Genomic DNA, 16,280 nt, shown 5'->3' on the forward strand with positions numbered 1-16,280 from the left:
CGATCGTTAGCCAGGCTGCCGGGCGGTGGGTCAGGCGCGCCGCACCGCGTACCGGGTGCACACCCAGTCCTCGGTGTACGGCAGGTCGGGTCGCTGCCCGACGATCTCCCCGCCGTGTGCCGCCACCAGCCGCACCATGTCGGCGTGCGGTACCGCGGTCATGCTCATCGGCGCCGGGTAGTTGAGCAGCCGACGCTGTGCCCAGCTGATCAGGCGGAACGGCGCGACCTTCCAGATCATGCCCTTGGCCGTACGCGCCGGCTCGGTCGGCAGGCCCACGACGGCGATCCCGCCGGGCCGTAGGACACGCAGGAACTCGGCGAGGTACCGGTCGATCGCCGGGCGGGGCAGGTGCTGCAACACCAGCGCGCTGTAGACCAGATCGAAATGGCCGTCGGGGAACTGGCTCAGGTCCGGTGCGTCGTTAAGGACGAAACGGATGTTCCCGGCGCTCCGGTCAAGTTGCCGGGCGGTCTCCAGCATGGATGGAGCGATGTCGACGCCGACGACCTCGTCGGCGTGCGGGGCGAGGCCCTGCGAGAGTCGCCCGGCCCCACAGCCGAAGTCCAGCACCCGTTCCCACCGGGTTGGCAGGCCGAGTTGCCCCAGCCAAGCGGCCGTCTCCTCGACGTCGGCGCGGCCGGTGGCGAGGAACTCGTCGACGTCCCACCGCCCGCCGCGCTTGCCGGGCTGGACAAGCACGGCCCACAGCGGATCCTCGGCGCCCAGCTTGGTCCAGTCGCGCCGTACGTCGTTCAGATTCACGCCGAAACCCTAGGGCATCCGGGGGCCGCCGGGATCGACCGGACGCTCGGATGTTCGGTCGGGGGCGACGACCTGAGCAGGCGGTCTGGCCCGCGCGCTTTACATCCGTTACCTGATTGTAATCCCTCGATGTTTAGTCGCCCTCGGTAGTAGTCGTGAGAATCAGTGCCGGTATTTGTCATTTTTTTTGGCCTATGTGCCTCCAGCGAGTTCAACGCTTCGTGGTGATCTCCTGTCGATTGGCCACCCTCGTGTTACCGCCCGGTAATCGGGGGGTTGTGAGCCGCGTCGCAACGGGTGCACCATCAAGCCCGATCGTTACCTGCCGGTAACAGCGACGGGCCCGGCGCGGCCTCCGGTTCGGGACCGGCCCCGCGCACATCCACTCGAGGAGGAACCGGTGCAGGACAATCAGGGTCGTACCCGGTGGCGTCGGTTCGCCGCCATGATGGTGCCCGCCACGGCTGCCGTCGGCGTCATCCTGTTCGGCATGTCGAGCGGCGCGATCGCGTCCGACATCACCGTGTCCGGGCAGACGTTCAAGATCGGCGCGGACCGCCTGGAGGGCGACGGCTTCAAGCAGTACGGCGGGATCGTCCGCGAGAAGGGCAAGGACGGCCAGGTGCACCCGGTCGCGCTCTCCGAGATCAGCAGCGCAGAGCTGTACAACCTCTGCCAGTCCGTCCGCGCCGACCTGCCCGGCCTGCCGGTGGTGCTCACCATCAACGCCGGTGAGGGCAAGGAGCCCGTACGCGCCAAGAACCTGATGATCGCGATGGACTCGCTGAACGGCAACGCGACCTTCTCCAACATCCAGATCGGCCGCGACGCCACCGACCTGAACCCGACGGCGCAGAAGGGTTCGTTCGGCCAGAACTCCGAACACGTCAGCATCCGCAACCTGCAGCAGGTGTCCCGGTACACCACCGCGGCCACCTTCAACCTGGTCGGCCTCCGACTCAAGGTCAACGTGGGCGAGGACGCCAAGGGCAAGGAGTGCTTCTGAGCTGAGCGCCGGCCCGCGATGTCTGCCATCGCGGGCCGCCACCCCCGTCCCCGCTCCGCCAGGAGGAGTACGTGACAACCGCCAACCCGTCCCACGCCCGTCCCAGCAGTGCGGCCCAGGCGTGGCGAAGCTTCCGCCGTTGGCAGCGGAGCCGACCGTTCTGGGGCGGCCTCTTCACCATCCTGGCCGGTGTGGAGATGTTCGCCTCCACGCGCATGACCATCAACGGCCTGAGCTTCCACAGCGGAGCCAGCGGTCTGCTCTCGCTGCTGATCCCGGTCATCCTGGTGACCTGCGGCCTGCTGATCTGGCTCAGCCCCGCGCAGCGGCTGTTCTACTCGATCGTCGCGGCGGTCACGGCGGTCTACTCACTGATCGGGCTCAACCTCGGCGGCTTCTTCGTCGGCCTGTTGCTCGGCATCGTCGGCAGCGCGCTCGCCTTCGCGTGGACGCCCTCCCGCACGGCGGCACCCCCAGCCGACCAGGCCGACGCGGAGGAGCCGACCGCTGAGCAGCCGACCGCTGAGCAGCCGGTCATGGATCCGGCCGACGCGAGCCCTCAGCCCGCGTGGCCCAAGCGATCCGCCGATCCGCGTGCCTTTGGCATCGTGCTGGTGGTGCTCGGTCTCGCCACCGCCGGCCTGGCAACCCAGCCCCGAGCGGTGCAGGCCGCACCGACCCGGCCTGCCGCGAGCGCCTGCCCCACCCCGTCCCAGTCGGTCAGGCCGTCGCCCAGTTCCAGCGCCGCGACGCCGACCCCGAGCGCGAGCCCCGAGCGGAACGGCAACATCATCACGGACATCCTGGACGGGATCGGCGACCTGTTCACCGGTGGACGCCGTAAGGCCACCCCGACGCCGTCGGCGAGCCCGACCGTCACGCCGACCAGCACACCGACGGCCCGGCCCAAGCCCACGGCCTGCCCGTCGCCGGCCCAGCCCGGTAAGCCGGGCACGACGACTCCCGAGAAGCCGGACAAGGTGGAGCCGGGCAAGCCGCTGCCGCGCATCGCCGCCGACCCGGGTCTGCCCAGGGTGGCCCAGAGGCCGTCGAAGCTCACCGGATCCAAGGTCACCATGACCGGGCTCCGGTTCGAGGGGATCACCGACCTGCAGACCGAGAAGGGCGCCCTGAAGGTGCTGAAGTTCAGCATGAAGGAGGCCGTGACCGACGACTTCCTGCTGACCGCGGACGGTCCCCGGGGGCGCACCCAGCGGTACGCGACCGATCGCCTGACGGTCCGCGGCGACGTGGCCTTCTACTCCACCCGATTCGTCGGCAAGCTGGCCGGCATCAAGATCACTCTGACTCCGGACCTGCCGTTCCCCGACGGTCTCCCGGTCACGTTGCCCATCCCGGTCTCGTTCACCGACCCGGTCATCGACCTGGCGTTCGTCACGAGCAACACGCTCACCGCCCGGCCGGCGTTGGCGCTGACCCTCGGCTGAGCGGCACGTCCGCCGACCCGGCCCGGCCGCCGCGCCCCGCTGCGTCGACAACGGACCGCCGTCTCCCGCCGCACCGAAGCGTGACCGCGCTGGTTCCGGGGCGCCGACGGACGTACCGCCGGTGCCCGGGACCGTCGCCGGCTCAGAGCCGGGCCAGCGCCTTGCGTAGCGGGTCGAGGCCCAGCGCGCCCAGGTCCAACGCCTGGCGGTGGAACTCCCGCAGGTCGAACTCAGCGCCCTTGCGGGCCTTCGCGTCCTCGCGCGCCTGCAGCCAGATCCGCTCACCGACCTTGTACGACGGCGCCTGCCCCGGCCAGCCCAGGTAGCGGTTCAGCTCGAAGCGCAGGTTCTCGTCCGGAACCCGGCAGTGCGCCCGCATGAACTCCCAGCCCAGCTCGGGCGTCCACCGCTCACCCGGGTGGAAGTCGAACGGATTGTCCTTCGGGATCTCCAACTCCAGGTGCATGCCGATGTCGACGATGACCCGGGCGGCGCGCATCGCCTGGCCGTCGAGCATTCCCAGCTTGTCGCCCGGGTCCTCCAGGTAGCCGAGCTCGTCCATCAGCCGCTCCGAGTAGAGCGCCCAACCCTCGCCGTGACCGGAGACCCAGCAGAGCAGCCGCTGCCAACGGTTGAGCAGGTCGGCGCGGACGGCGGTCTGCGCCACCTGGAGGTGGTGACCCGGCACGCCCTCGTGGTAGACCGTCGTCACCTCCCGCCAGGTGGAGAAGTCGGTGATCCCCTGCGGCACCGCCCACCACATGCGGCCAGGACGGGAGAAGTCCTCGCTCGGCCCGGTGTAGTAGATGGCGCCGTCGCTGGTCGGGGCGAGGCAGCACTCGATCCGGTGGACCTGCTCGGGGATGTCGAAGTGCGTCCCGTTCAGCTCGGTGATCGCCTTGTCGGCGAGCGCCTGCATCCAGTCGCGGAACGCCTCCTTGCCCCGGATGGTCCGCGCCGGGTCGGCGTCCAGCTTGGCCACGGCCTCGGCGACGGTGGCGCCCGAGCCGGCGATACGTCCGGCGACGACCCGCATCTCCGCCTCCAGGCGGGCCAACTCCGCGAACCCCCAGGCGTACGTCTCGTCCAGGTCGACCTTCGCGCCGAGGAAGTACTGCGAGGCCAGCTCGTAGCGTTCACGGCCGGCGGCCTGCTTGTCCCGCCCGTGCGGCGCCAACTCGGCGCGCAGGAACTGGCCGAACTCGGCGGTCGCCGCAGTGGCCGCCGCCGCGCCCCGACGCAGTTCCGCGCCGAGCGTGCCGTCCGCTCCCAGTCGCTCGACGAGCCCGTGGAAGAAGTTGTCCCCGTTCGGGTCGGTCCAGATGTCGCACTGCTTGGCCACCTCGACCAGCTGCACCTTCGAGCTGACGTGGCCGGCGGAGAGCGCCTCGCGCAGGGTGGTCTTGTAGCCCTCCAGCGCACCGGCGAGGCCGTTGAGCCGGGCGGCGATGTTGGCCTGCGCGTCGGCCGTCGCGGTCGGCATCAGGTCGAACACCATGCGGATCTCGTGCAGCCCACTCGTGATGACGCTGATCTCGCTGGTCGCCTCACCAGCGTCGTACCGGGCCAGGTCGAGGCCGAGTCGTTCCTGCATGGCCTCCTTGGCGGTGCGCTCCGCCTCGGTGTCCGGCTCGGTGACCTCAAGCTCGGTGAGCGTCCGGCGGGTCAGGTCGGCGCGTGCCCGGTAACCCTCGGGGGAGAGGTCGTCGAGCTGGTCGTCATGGCCGGCGATGCCGACATGGGTCGCGCCGGTGGGGCTCAACGGCGCCCACTCGGCTACGTAGCGGTTGGCGAGTTCATCAATTTGTCCCACGCTGCGACACTACGTGACCACCCCTCCCCGCTGTCGATGGCGTTTGGCGTGTTCAAGCGGCAGATCCGGGGTTCGAAAGTCCCGCGACTTTGTCACACCCTTCCGGCAGAGTGTCAGGGGTGACCACCGATATCGCCCCTGACAAGGCGCCACTGCGGACGTGGCTGCCGGGCTTCCTCGCACTCGCCGCCATCTGGGGTTCCAGCTTTCTTTTCATCAAGATCGGGGTGGCCGAGCTGCACCCGGTCCAGCTCACCCTCTATCGGGTCGTCGCGGGCGCGCTGACCCTGTTGGTCGTCCTCGCGGTGCTGCGCGACCGGCTCCCGCACGAGCCTCGGGTGTGGGCACACCTGTTCGTCGTCGCCGCGTTCGGCGTGGCCGTGCCGTTCACCCTCTTCGGCTACGGCGAGCAACGGGTCGAGTCGATGCTGGCCGGCATCTGGAACGCCACCACTCCGCTGATCGTGCTGCCGCTGGCGGTGCTGGTCTTTCGCACCGAGCGGCTGACCGTGCGCCGTGCGGTCGGGCTCGGGTTGGGCTTCCTCGGCGTACTCGTGGTGCTCGGGGTCTGGGAAGGCATCGGCGGCGCGCACTTCGTCGGGCAGTTGATGTGCTTCGGCGCGGCGGCCTGCTACGGCGTCGCCATCCCGTACCAGAAGCGGTTCGTCGCCGGCAGCGCACACTCCGGCCTGTCGCTCTCCACGGCGCAGTTGCTGCTCGCCGCCGGGCAACTGGCCGTCGTCACCCCGTTCGTGGCGGGTGCCCCGCCGCTGCCCACCGACCTGTCGGCGAAGGTGGTGGCCAGCGTGTTGGCTCTCGGTGCCCTCGGCACCGGGCTCGCCTTCGTGATCAACATCCGCAACATCCGGGTGGCGGGCGCGAGCACCGCGTCCACGGTCACCTACCTGATCCCGATCTTCGCGGTGCTGATCGGCGCCGTCGTGCTCGACGAGCGGCTCAACTGGCACCAACCGGTCGGCGCGCTCATCGTGCTGCTGGGTGTCGCGGTCGCGCAGGGTGTCCTCGGCCGCCGGAAGCCCCGCCCGGTGGTCGGTCTCGGTGCGCCCGCCGCGCCCGCCGTTGAGCCCGCCCGCAACTGAGCCCGCCTGCGTCCGGCGGCGCGTCGCCCGGCCGTCCCGAGCGTGATCGACTCGGCTTCATGGAAATCGGGGTGTCCGGCGTACTTGGACACCCCGATTTCAAGGAAAGCGAGTCGATCACGGCCCGAGACCGCGCTGTTGGTCAGGCCCGGTTGTGCGTCCACTCCACGAGTTGCTCGGCCGACCAGGTGTTGACCACCCGGTCGGCCGGGACGCCGCAGCGGGCGGCCCGCTCGCAGCCGAACCGCTGCCAGTCGAGCTGACCGGGCGCGTGCGCGTCCGTGTCGATCGCGAATCGGCAGCCGGCCTCCAGGGCGCGGCGGATCAGCCGCTTCGGCGGGTCCTGCCGCTCCGGCCGGGAGTTGATCTCGACGGCGGTGTCATGCTCCGCGCAGGCGGCGAAGACCGCGTCCGCGTCGAAGTCGCTCTCGCCGCGGGTCCGGGCCCGATGCCCCCGATCACCCGGCCCGGTCACCCCGGCCGGTCGGGACGACACCATCCGCCCGGTGCAGTGACCGAGAATGTCCAGGTGCGGGTTGGCGACCGCGGTCAGCATCCGCCGGGTCATCTTCGCCCGCTCGTCGTTCAGGCCGCTGTGCACCGACCCCACCACCACGTCCAACCGGGCGAGCAACTCGTCATCCTGATCCAACGAGCCGTCGGCGAGGATGTCCACCTCGATCCCGGTCAGGATCCGGAAACCCTCCGGCAGGGCCGCGTTGACCTGCGCCACGTGGTCCAACTGACGACGCAGCCGGTCGGCGGTCAACCCGCGCGCCACCTTCAGCCGGGGCGAATGGTCGGTCAACACCAGGTATTCGTGGCCCAACTCCACCGCGGCCAGCGCCATCTCCTCGATGGGTGAGCCGCCGTCGGACCAGTCGGAGTGCGTGTGGCAGTCGCCGCGCAGGGCGGCGCGCAGCGCCGTGGCCTCGGCATCCAGGTCGCTGCCCTCGGTCGCCACCAGCCGGCGCAGATAGACCGGCTCCTCACCGGCCAGGGACTCCGCCACGCACCGGGCCGTCACGTCGCCCACCCCGGCCAACTCGGTGAGCGTGCCGTTGCCGGCCCGCTCGGCAACCTCGGCCGACGGCAGGCCGGCGAGCGCCTTCGCCGCCGACCGAAACGCCCGCACCCGGTACGTGGCCTCGTTCGCCCGCTCCAACAGGAACGCGATCCGGCGTAGGTCGGCGATGGGGTCCCGGGCGTTCATCCCACCGAACCTAGCGGGTGCGGGGCTCGTCAGGGAGCCTTCGGACAGCCGTGTTCGCGCTGCCACGCGGTCACCTCGGCGGCCGGTTCCCGATTGCCGCCGCGTCGCCACGAGTCCAGGTAGCGCGCCGGCCACAGCACGCCGCGCCGGATCCACCAGCCGTCCTTGCCGGGACACGGCGGTGAGATGCCGAAGTGCACGTGACAGACGTTGTTCGCGTTGCCGGTGCGGCCCACCTTGCCGAGCTGCTGCCCGGCGCGGACCCGCACCCCGGCGTCGATGCCCGTGGCCACGACGCTCAGGTGCGAGCCGTAGTAGCGCACCCCGTCGTCACCGAGCAGGGCCACCGAAAGGCCGCCGTTGTCCGGACCCTGCGGCCCACGCTTGCGGTACTTGTCGACGCGACTCACCTCCAGCACCGTCCCGTCGGTCACCGCGACGAACGGCTCACCGCAGTCGGCGAAGATGTCCGTCGCCGGGTACGCCCCGTGCGTCGGGTGATAGGCGACGTCGTCGGCGCGTACCGGAAAGACGTGCCGCAGCCCCGCGCGGGGCGCGGTCGACGACGGCCCGGCCGACGACGGCGCCGGGCTGGTCGGCCCGCTCGACGACGGCGCCGCCGGCTGCTCGCCGGTCTCCCAGACCGACGGTGCCGTCGGCCCGGCGCCCTCCGGAGGCACTCCCGGCCGGGTGGTTGCGCAGCCGGCGGCCAGCACCGGGGCGAGCAGCAGCAGAATCGGGTACGCCGAACGCACGCGGCGGATCGTCGGCGAGGACATCCGGTCATCCTGGCAGACCGGTACGGTGGGCACGAATGACGAGCGGAGGGGAGGGCAGCGACGGTGACCATCGCCCAGCCCGGCCCCGACCCGGGTCCCGGCTTCGCCGCACCCCCGATGACGCGTACCCCCTCGGGGCTCTTTCCGGCCGGGCCACCGACCAGGCCCACCTACCGCGAACCGCACCCGGTGACCGGCGGCGGTGTCGCGATCGGCGGCGGCGCGGCGGCCAGTTGGCTGGTGCTGTTCGGCCTGCTCGGCACCGACGTGGCCAGCTACGCGTGGTGGACGCTGATCGCCGGTCTGCTGGCCTGGCTGACCGCCCTGGTGTTGGTCCGCCACGGCGATCGGGGGGTGGGCACCGGCGTAGCCATCGTCACCGCCGGTGGCTGGAGCATCGCCGCCGCCGTGGTGGCGGTCCGCTGGGCGGGCACCGGCGACTGGCCGCTGTGGTGAATGGGCCGCACAGACACCCGTAACGGGCGTGGATGACTGCGTCGCGTGCCCGGTTGGCTGCGTAGCGAACGCCGTCTTGACGTGGCCGCCGAGACTCGGCACGCTCGGCGGTATGGCCTGGACCAATCCGCGGCAGGACCCGGATCGAAACCGCCGTCGCCTCCAGTTGCTCGCCGAGTTGGCGGGCGCCCGGTCGGTACGACAGCGCACCCGGCCGCAGCGTTTGCGCACGGAGCGTCTACGCCAGCTCATCGCCACCCGCCGTCGGGTTGCCGGCTGATCCCGATTTTGTCAGGTTTGGCCGGCCTGTCGGGGCGTTGACCGGTCGCCTGCCGACCCGACCGGCTAACGTGCACGCGTAACGAGTCGGCGCTGTGCCGAGGGCTATTGGGGGGACCGTGTCGTACTTCGCTGCGGCCGTGGTGCGCGACGACAGTGGCTGGACCGCCGCTGAGGTCAACCTGCGGGGCGCCACTGACATCGACGAGGTCGCCGACCGGCTGCGCGATGTCGACCAGGAAGCCGACGTGTCGCTGCTCTTCGTCGAGGCCGATGACGCCTATCTGGTGATCCTGCGTCTCGACGAGGGCGAGGACCTGCGGGTCTTCGGGTCGGATTCCGCGTTCGCCGAGGAGTCCCGGCTGGGTCAGTTGCTGGTCGGTGACCTGAAGACCTCGGTCACCGGGCTCGACGGCGACGACGAGCCGCGACCGGCGACCAGCGGCGACGAGGAGAGCGAACAACCCGCCGTCGACCCGGAGGCCGACCCGGTGGGTGAGGCCGACCTGCTGGCCAACCTGGGCATCTCGGCGCAGAAGCTGCTGAACCTCTGCACCCACGAGGGGATGCTGCCGGCGGACGTCACCGCCGAGATCTGCGAGGTGCTCGGCTGCTCCGACGAGGTCGAGGAGCTGCGTGAGGTCTGATCCGCTCGGGTCGGTGCCGACCGGCGGCGCGGAGCCGGCCGACGCCACGGATCCTTTGCTGGAGACGACTGGCGTGCTTGGCCATGCCGGGCCGGGTGCTCACGAAGGGCTGGCCGAGCCGGGGCAGATTGGCCGGCGGCAGCGACACGAACTGTGGATGCGCCGGGCCCTGGAGGTCGCCGTCACCGGCCCCGCCGTCGACGACGTGGGCGCAGTCGACGTCGACGACGTGCCGGTGGGTGCGGTGCTCTACGGGCCGGACGGCACCGAACTCGCGATCGGACGCAACGAGCGGGAGTTGACCGGCGACCCGACCGCCCACGCCGAGGTGCTGGCCCTGCGCCGGGGTGCCGAACGCGCCGGCCGGTGGCGGCTCGACGGCTGCACCCTGGTGGTCACCCTGGAGCCGTGCACCATGTGCGCGGGGGCGCTGGTGCTGGCCAGGATCTCCACCGTCGTCTTCGGTGCCTGGGAACCCAAGACCGGCGCGGCCGGCTCCCTCTGGGACGTGCTGCGCGACCGCCGGCTCAACCACCGACCCGAGGTGTACGGCGGCGTGCTGGAGGCCGAAACCGCCGCCGTCCTGCGGGCGTTCTTCCGCTGATCCCTCCCCCTTGGGACGGGACGCTGCTCAGGTCAGGCCACGGCGTCGGGGCGGAGCAGGGTGGCGGCCACGGCCCGCGCGGCCTCGGTCCACGGCGCCGGCCGCAGCGTCGCCGGGTCGAGGCGAACGATCACCCGTCGTCCCTCGGCGTGCACCGTGCCGCCGTCGACCGAGCGGAACTGGAAGCCGTACTCGGCGCTGCTGGTGCCGAAGTTCTCAAGCCAGAAGTGCACTGCCACCGGCCCGGTGGTGACGATCGGCGCCCGGTAGCTGATGGTGAACTCGCGGACCGCGTGGAACAGGTCCGGCGGGGTGGCGCTGCCCCGGTAGGCCAGCCCTCGCTCGGTCCAGTACGGCGTCAGGGCCCGTTCCAGCAGCACCGCGTACCGGGCGTTGTGCAGGATGCCCATCGCGTCGAGGTCGTCGAAGTGCACCGTGACGTGCTCGACGTGCCCGAAGTCGACGGCGGGTTGGTCGGCGACGGCGTTGCTCATGAGGGGCCTTCCGTTAGCAGGTTCGGGTCGGGGCAGAGCGCCCGCAGGCGGTTCAGCAGGCCGGCGCGGGCGTGCCGGTAGGCGGCGTCCGGGTCGAGCATCCGGGAGTTCATCGCGGCTGCCATCCCGAGCGCGTCGATTTCGTACGCCAGCTGCGGGACGTCCAGGTCGGCGGGGAGTTCGCCGGCGTCGACCGCCTGCTGGACGAGGCGTTCGAGGTACGCCGTCCACTGGCGGTACGTCTCGGCGAGCCGGTCGCGGACCGGGCCGGGACGGGCGTTGAATTCGAACTGGGTGTTGGCGAAGAAGCAGCCACCGGGGAGCACGCCGGTGGCGTAGAAGTCCAGGCGGGCGTCGTGCAGGGCGTGGAGCCGCCGTACGCCCGGTGGGGCGAGCAGCGCCGGTGCGATGACCCGCTCCTGCCAGAGCGTCACCGCGCGGTCGATCGCGGCGAGCTGGAGCGCCTCCTTCGACCGCCAGTGCGCGAAGAGGCCAGACTTGCTCACCCCGAGCGTGTCGGCGAGTTGGGCGAGGCTGAGCCCATCCAGGCCGGCCTCGGTGGCGAGCACCACGGCCGCGTCCAGCGCGGCGTTGCGGCTGCGCTCTCCCCGGGCGAGGCGTCCGTCGGCGGTCATGTCGACACCGTACTCAATAAGCACGACCGGTCGTGTTGTTTTCCTCAGTGACTGTCGTCACCCGTTGGCACGCAGCACGCCGCCCCGCCGTCCGGACGGGACGACGGGGCGGCGGGTAGGGCGAAGGGTCAGGCGATGATCGTGTCGAGGGCGATCTCGACCATCTGGCTGAAGGTCTGCTCCCGCTCCTCCGACGTGGTCTTCTCGCCGGTCTTGATGTGGTCGCTGACGGTCAACACGGTCAGCGCGCGAGCCTTGAACCGGGCGGCGATCGTGTAGAGCGCCGCCGACTCCATCTCCACCGCCAGCACGCCGTAGTCGGCGAGCGTGTCGTAAAGGTCCGGCCGGTCGGTGTAGAAGGCATCCGCCGCCAGGATCGGCCCGACGCGCATGGCGATGCCGCGCCGCTCGGCAACCTCGACCGAGGTACGCAGCAGCCCGAAATCGGCCACCGGCGCGTAGTCGATCAACCCGTCGAAACGCATCCGGTTCATGTTCGAGTCGGTCGACGACCCGATCGCCGCGACCACGTCCCGCAGTTGCAGGTCGGTGCTGAGAGCACCGCAGGAGCCGACCCGGATCAGCGTCTTCACGCCGTACTCGTTGATCAGCTCGTGGGCGTAGATGGAGGCCGACGGCATGCCCATGCCGGAGCCCTGGACGGACACCTCGACGCCGTTCCAGCGGCCGGTGAAGCCCAACATGCCCCGGACCGTCGAGTAGCAGGTGGCACCCTCGAGGTAGGTCTCCGCGATCCACTTGGCCCGCAGCGGGTCGCCCGGCATCAGGACCCGCTCGGCGATCTCGCCCGGCTTCGCGCCGATGTGCGTACTCATGGCAAAGATCCTGCCAGGCCGACTCCGGTGATACCGGTTCGGCGTCGGAACCAGCGGTCCTGTACCCTCGTCGGCGGTGGCGTGTCCGAGCGGCCTAAGGAGCACGCCTCGAAAGCGTGTGAGGGTTTACGCCCTCCGAGGGTTCAAATCCCTCCGCCACCGCTCTGAACAGCTCGAACGCCCGGCAGGTCCGCGAGGATCGGCCGGGCGTTCGAGCTTGTCTGGTCGGGTCAGCAGGGGCCCGCGCCCTCGTCGAAGAGGCGGCGGGCCCAGTCGGCGTACCCGGCGATGGTTTTCCGGACGGTGCGCCCGTCGTGCAGGAAGAGGTACGCGCGGTCGCCGGTGCGGGCGAGCAGCCCGTCGAGCCGGTGCGTCCCCCGTGGAGCGGGCAGTCGGGTGACCCACGGATAGCGGGCCCAGACCTGGTCGACGGGTGAGCCGGCCGTGATGCCCTCGGGTGTCCGCATCGGGTCGCCGGCCCACAGCAGCACCAGTTTGGCCTCGACGAAGACCGGGCTCACCGTGTCGTGGCCGGTCAGCAGCGGGCCGCAGCCGTCCAGGTCGGTACGCAGGATGCCCCGCCGGGTCAGCTCGTCCTCGGTGTCGCCGAACTCGATGTTGCGCAGGCCGTTCAGGTCGACGATCTCGTTGCCGGCGGGCCGGTTCGCCGGGATTGGCCCGGGTGGTGGCGCGCCGCTGCCGGCGATCGAGGCAGCAGCCATCAGCGTGGCAATAAACGTGAATTGTCGCAATTTCATGGAATCCCCCTGGTCCACAACGGGACCAGGGCGTTCAGGTTGCTGCCCGTCGCCGGATTACTGGTTTTCCCACTGCTCGACCAGCTCGTCCCAGTAGTCGGCGCTGAGCCGCCGCCGCCCGTGCGCCAGCCAGCCGTCGGTGTTTCGCTCCAGGTGCAGGCCCACCTCGGCGAACGGGTCGATCCACGTGCCCCGCTCGACGCCGAGCCGAATCAGCGCCGCGTTGATCGGCCACTGCTCGCGCGGCGCGTCCAACACGTCGTCGAACTGCGGACCCCACGACACCGCGCCACCGAGCCACACCGCCGCCGACTGGTAGCCGGCGCCACCGCCAAACTCCGCTTCGACGTACGCCACCGGCCCCGACTGCGACCAGCCGGTCAGCAGCTCGGTCAGCGTTGGCGACAGCACCAGGTCGAACGGGTGCTCGGCGCTGCGGTCCTCGACCGCGAAGTCCGGCAGTGACCCGGTCAGCTCCACCACCAACTGCGGGGTCACCGGCAGCAGCGCGAAGTCCTGGCGCAGCCCTCCGAGGACTGCGTGATCCAGCTCGGCGGTGTGCTCGCGGAGCAGTTCGACGTCCGCGACGACCGCGCTGAGCTGGTAAGCCATCGATCCCTCCGCCGTCCACAGGCTGTGGATAGAACATGTGTACGACGGATTCCGGCCGGCCGGCGTCGATCCCCGGACCGTACCCGTCGAGCGGGTCCCGCTGTACCGTTCTAGCGTGGCTGATCAACTGACCGTCCCCGGTATGCCGTCCCCACTCACGCCCTCGTCCGCGGCGCTCTGGCGGGTCGACGAGGCGAACGGTGCCGTGACGGTGTCGGCGCAGCCGCGTACGGACATCTTCATCGACCCGAGTGGCAGCGTCGAGCCCGTCCTCAACGCGGCGACGCTGCTCGGCGACCTGCCGCCGGAGGGCGACTTCCAGTTCAGCGCACGGGTCACCGTGGCCTTCGGCGCGACCTTCGACGCCGGGGTGCTCATGCTCTGGCGTGACGAGCGCTGCTGGGGCAAGTTGTGCTTCGAGTTCTCGCCCGAGGCAGAGCCCATGATCGTGTCCGTCATCTGCCGGGGCGTTGCCGACGACGCGAACGCCTTCGTCGTGGCCGACCGGTCGGTGTGGCTGCGGGTCTCGCGAATCGGGCGGGTCTACGCGTACCACGCCTCACTCGACGGTCGGACCTGGCAGTTGATCCGCGTGTTCGGCTTCGACGGCGAGACGTCCCGCGACCGGATCGGGTTCGCGGGCCAGTCACCGACCGGCGAGGGGTGCGGCGTGACCTTCGACGAGATCCGCTTCCGGGCCGAACGCCTCGCCGACCTCCGCGACGGCTCCTGACCCAGGCCGCCGCTGTCCACAGCCTGTGGATAGAACATGTGTACGACGGAATCCGCGCGGCGTCAGCGCCGATCCCCGGCTAGCTCGACCTGCGGGTCGGCGGGGACGGTGAACTGACGCGAATCTTGGACAGTTTCCGTCCACCGGTTGAGCCCGCCCACCTGACGGAAACTGTCCAAGATCTCGTGTTGGGCCGCCCGCAGTCAGGCGCGATGGGCGATGTGCGCGACGAACGCGCGCCAGGCCGTCGGCGCGACGGCGAGCACCGGCCCGCTCGGGTCCTTCGAATCCCGTACGCCGATCACGCCGGGCAGATTGTCGGCGACCTCGACACACGCGCCGCCGTTGCCGCTGCTGCGGCTGCTCTTGCGCCACCTCGCGCCGTTCAGTTCCATGTCTCCGCCACTTCCATCATCAGATCGACCGACTGCCAGTGGGACAACGCCTCGCCGCGCACGTTCTCCCATGCCGCGGTCATGGCCGTTGCGGCGGCGGTTTGAGCTGGCACTGCTCTCGGTCTAAGCGCTGTCTCGCGGCCGGCCGTTTGTGAGGTACCTGGGTGCTCCGGTCAACGCGGCAGCTACGGCCTGGTCGAGTCGATCCCACAGATACGGCCGGAGCATGCTGCGTGCTTGCGTGAGGGGGGTGAACTGGCACGCGAGCAGTTCGCCGTCCAATGGCTGTGGAGTTGGTGAGCCCTCAGCGATCGTGCCGCCGTTGAAGACGAACATGAGGCTGTCGTCCCACGGGCCGTGTGGCGCCACCCAGTCGATCACGAGTAACGCCCCCACCCGCAGGTGGAGACCGAGTTCCTCCCGCACTTCTCGTTCGGCTGCATGATCGGGTGGCTCGTTCGCCTCCACCATGCCGCCGGGCAGATCCCAGTCGGGCTTGTAGCGGGGATTGACCAGTAGCACGTCCCCCAGGGCGTTGCGGATCAGGACGTCCGCGCCGACTCTCTTTCGAGCCTGCTTCGCGTTGCCCTCCGCGAGGTGCGCTCGCCAGGCCACCGGATCCCGCTCGTAGAGCGGACGTTCATCCGTCATGCGTGCCATTGTTGACGCCCCCTATTGCTAGGGCGCGGGCACGCCGATCCACGCCCGCTCTCGGATCGCGCACTGAAGCCGGTCGAGTAGCGGTGGAGCTTCGACCACCGTTGCCCCTCTCGGCCGGAGCAACACAGCCACATGCCGTAGGTGATCTACGACGACGAGCGAGCCGAGGCCGGCCGTTTCGTCCAGAGCCTCGTGGGTCAGCGCACACGCCTCCTCGATCTGTCCCTTGCCGATCAGCGCCGTAGCCAGTAGGAGCTGCGCAAACGCCCTACTCCTCACCCGTCGCCCCGGTGGATCGGTCAGTACTTCCCGGAGCCTCGCCTGGGTCTCATCGAGGTCACCCATGCGCAGGAAGCAACGCGCCGCCTCGATCGCGAATGACGTCGTGTCGAAGGGACTCAGCCACGCCGGTGTATGGCCGCTCTCGGCCCCAAGCACAGCCTCTGCCGCAGTCAGGGCGTCGTGTGCCTCAAGCGCCTTGCCTGTGCTGACGAGGCCGCGGGCGTGTAACGCGAGGAGCCGGGCAGTGAGTCGGCCATGTGGTGGACCCGTCTGGAGAAGACCCAGGCCTTCTCTGGCGTGCGATATTGCGGCGACCGCATCGCCACGGTGAGAAGCGAGATGGCTCAGACTCGCTCGTACCTGTGCGCCGATGTGCGTGTCTCCGCTCGCCCGCGCGAATCGGAGGGCATCCCCCAGATGTTTGCGGGCCAGCGAGTCTGCGCCGGAATCATGGGCCATCCAGCCCGCCATCTCGTGTAGGGCAGCGACCGCGGCCAGCGTCGGTTTCGGGACTGGCTCTTCTGCCATCTCCAGCCGAGGCAAGCGACCCGAGGCGAGGCGAGCGGCTACAGCCGGGTACAGGCAGCTGCCGCCGATCATCCGATCCGCAACCCGCATCGATCGCAGGAGGTGAGGATCAGGTTCCTGGAGCCGATCCGTCACCTCTGCCCCGCCCTCATGACCGCTCGGGAGCCGGAACCACAGGTACTGGGCAGGGATGTGCAGAAGCTGCGCCCAGTGCGTAAGGCGGTCGAGGTGGACAAT

The 16,280-nt window shown here is 70.3% G+C and carries 19 protein-coding genes, 1 tRNA gene and 1 pseudogene; 8 read left to right on the forward strand and 13 right to left on the reverse strand.

Translation table 11 applies throughout. The features are described from left to right. Positions 1-30: 30 nt before the first annotated feature. The gene (locus tag ABZ808_RS22220; protein ID WP_357009621.1) at positions 31-765 is read right to left on the reverse strand and encodes a class I SAM-dependent methyltransferase; all 735 of its coding nucleotides are present in this window, start codon (positions 763-765) and stop codon (positions 31-33) included. A gap of 445 nt (positions 766-1,210) precedes the next feature. Between ABZ808_RS22220 and ABZ808_RS22225 the strand changes: the two genes are divergently transcribed. Both ABZ808_RS22225 and ABZ808_RS22230 read left to right on the forward strand, forming a co-directional pair. Continuing rightward, positions 1,211-1,771 carry a DUF6230 family protein gene (locus ABZ808_RS22225; RefSeq protein ID WP_357010700.1) on the forward strand — a complete coding sequence of 187 codons (561 nt, stop codon included), beginning with the start codon at positions 1,211-1,213 and terminating at the stop codon, positions 1,769-1,771. Between the two features lie 71 nt (positions 1,772-1,842). Further along, positions 1,843-3,219, forward strand: a complete 1,377-nt coding sequence (locus ABZ808_RS22230; RefSeq protein WP_357009623.1) for a DUF6114 domain-containing protein — start codon at positions 1,843-1,845, stop codon at positions 3,217-3,219. Between the two features lie 142 nt (positions 3,220-3,361). Here the strand turns inward: ABZ808_RS22230 and ABZ808_RS22235 are convergent, their stop codons facing one another. Then, positions 3,362-5,032 carry a DUF885 domain-containing protein gene (locus ABZ808_RS22235; RefSeq protein WP_357009625.1) on the reverse strand — a complete coding sequence of 557 codons (1,671 nt, stop codon included), beginning with the start codon at positions 5,030-5,032 and terminating at the stop codon, positions 3,362-3,364. A gap of 119 nt (positions 5,033-5,151) precedes the next feature. On the opposite strand from ABZ808_RS22235, the gene ABZ808_RS22240 reads away from it, so the two are divergent. Then, positions 5,152-6,132 (forward strand): DMT family transporter, encoded by a 981-nt coding sequence (locus tag ABZ808_RS22240; RefSeq protein ID WP_357009628.1) that lies wholly within the window; start codon positions 5,152-5,154, stop codon positions 6,130-6,132. 142 nt (positions 6,133-6,274) lie between these two features. Here the strand turns inward: ABZ808_RS22240 and ABZ808_RS22245 are convergent, their stop codons facing one another. Next, positions 6,275-7,345, reverse strand: a complete 1,071-nt coding sequence (locus ABZ808_RS22245) for a PHP domain-containing protein (RefSeq protein WP_357009631.1) — start codon at positions 7,343-7,345, stop codon at positions 6,275-6,277. Positions 7,346-7,374: 29 nt separating this feature from the next. Further along, entirely contained in the window at positions 7,375-8,124 is a 750-nt protein-coding gene (locus tag ABZ808_RS22250) for a M23 family metallopeptidase (protein WP_357009634.1), read from the reverse strand. A gap of 117 nt (positions 8,125-8,241) precedes the next feature. Between ABZ808_RS22250 and ABZ808_RS22255 the strand changes: the two genes are divergently transcribed. The 3 genes from ABZ808_RS22255 (at position 8,242) to ABZ808_RS22265 (ending at position 10,110) form a co-directional block, all read left to right on the forward strand. Then, entirely contained in the window at positions 8,242-8,580 is a 339-nt protein-coding gene (locus ABZ808_RS22255; protein WP_357010702.1) for a hypothetical protein, read from the forward strand. Between the two features lie 398 nt (positions 8,581-8,978). Beyond that, positions 8,979-9,506: a tRNA adenosine deaminase-associated protein gene (locus tag ABZ808_RS22260; RefSeq protein WP_357009637.1), complete on the forward strand. Its 528-nt coding sequence runs from the start codon at positions 8,979-8,981 to the stop codon at positions 9,504-9,506. Between the two features lie 157 nt (positions 9,507-9,663). Beyond that, positions 9,664-10,110, forward strand: a complete 447-nt coding sequence (locus ABZ808_RS22265) for a nucleoside deaminase (RefSeq protein ID WP_357010704.1) — start codon at positions 9,664-9,666, stop codon at positions 10,108-10,110. A 32-nt stretch (positions 10,111-10,142) separates the two neighbouring features. On the opposite strand, the gene ABZ808_RS22270 is transcribed toward ABZ808_RS22265, so the two are convergent. The 3 genes from ABZ808_RS22270 to deoD form a co-directional block, all read right to left on the reverse strand. Beyond that, on the reverse strand, positions 10,143-10,604 hold the full coding sequence (locus ABZ808_RS22270) for a thioesterase family protein (RefSeq protein ID WP_357009640.1): 462 nt from the start codon (positions 10,602-10,604) through the stop codon (positions 10,143-10,145). Further along, positions 10,601-11,239, reverse strand: a complete 639-nt coding sequence (locus ABZ808_RS22275; protein ID WP_357009643.1) for a TetR/AcrR family transcriptional regulator — start codon at positions 11,237-11,239, stop codon at positions 10,601-10,603. The genes ABZ808_RS22270 and ABZ808_RS22275 overlap by 4 nt, the downstream gene beginning before the upstream one ends. Before the next feature lie 128 nt (positions 11,240-11,367). Next, the gene (deoD, locus tag ABZ808_RS22280; protein WP_252417441.1) at positions 11,368-12,075 is read right to left on the reverse strand and encodes a purine-nucleoside phosphorylase; all 708 of its coding nucleotides are present in this window, start codon (positions 12,073-12,075) and stop codon (positions 11,368-11,370) included. Between the two features lie 75 nt (positions 12,076-12,150). On the opposite strand from deoD, the gene ABZ808_RS22285 reads away from it, so the two are divergent. Further along, a tRNA-Ser gene (locus ABZ808_RS22285) sits at positions 12,151-12,237 on the forward strand. A 68-nt stretch (positions 12,238-12,305) separates the two neighbouring features. On the opposite strand, the gene ABZ808_RS22290 is transcribed toward ABZ808_RS22285, so the two are convergent. Together ABZ808_RS22290 and ABZ808_RS22295 are read right to left on the reverse strand one after the other, a co-directional pair. After that, positions 12,306-12,797 (reverse strand): hypothetical protein, encoded by a 492-nt coding sequence (locus tag ABZ808_RS22290; RefSeq protein ID WP_357010706.1) that lies wholly within the window; start codon positions 12,795-12,797, stop codon positions 12,306-12,308. 93 nt (positions 12,798-12,890) lie between these two features. After that, positions 12,891-13,445, reverse strand: coding sequence for a hypothetical protein (locus ABZ808_RS22295; RefSeq protein ID WP_357009646.1), 555 nt, complete (start codon positions 13,443-13,445; stop codon positions 12,891-12,893). 115 nt (positions 13,446-13,560) lie between these two features. Here ABZ808_RS22295 and ABZ808_RS22300 point away from each other — a divergent pair, with 115 nt between their 5' ends. Beyond that, positions 13,561-14,178: a DUF1349 domain-containing protein gene (locus tag ABZ808_RS22300; protein ID WP_357009649.1), complete on the forward strand. Its 618-nt coding sequence runs from the start codon at positions 13,561-13,563 to the stop codon at positions 14,176-14,178. Between the two features lie 203 nt (positions 14,179-14,381). On the opposite strand, the gene ABZ808_RS22305 is transcribed toward ABZ808_RS22300, so the two are convergent. The 4 genes and pseudogenes from ABZ808_RS22305 to ABZ808_RS22320 all read right to left on the reverse strand — a co-directional run bounded on the left by ABZ808_RS22305 (position 14,382) and on the right by ABZ808_RS22320 (position 16,043). Continuing rightward, complete coding sequence (locus ABZ808_RS22305) at positions 14,382-14,573, reverse strand: DUF397 domain-containing protein (protein ID WP_357009651.1); 192 nt, start codon at positions 14,571-14,573, stop codon at positions 14,382-14,384. Continuing rightward, positions 14,564-14,644, reverse strand: a pseudogene (locus ABZ808_RS22310) (XRE family transcriptional regulator); the annotation flags it as partial. The pseudogene ABZ808_RS22310 and the gene ABZ808_RS22305, both read right to left, overlap by 10 nt. A gap of 52 nt (positions 14,645-14,696) precedes the next feature. Beyond that, positions 14,697-15,224, reverse strand: coding sequence for an NUDIX hydrolase (locus tag ABZ808_RS22315; protein WP_357009654.1), 528 nt, complete (start codon positions 15,222-15,224; stop codon positions 14,697-14,699). 27 nt (positions 15,225-15,251) lie between these two features. After that, entirely contained in the window at positions 15,252-16,043 is a 792-nt protein-coding gene (locus ABZ808_RS22320) for a hypothetical protein (RefSeq protein ID WP_357009657.1), read from the reverse strand. Positions 16,044-16,280 lie beyond the last annotated feature (237 nt).

It is taken from the genome of Micromonospora sp. NPDC047527, assembly GCF_040643015.1.
Lineage (GTDB): Bacteria > Actinomycetota > Actinomycetes > Mycobacteriales > Micromonosporaceae > Micromonospora.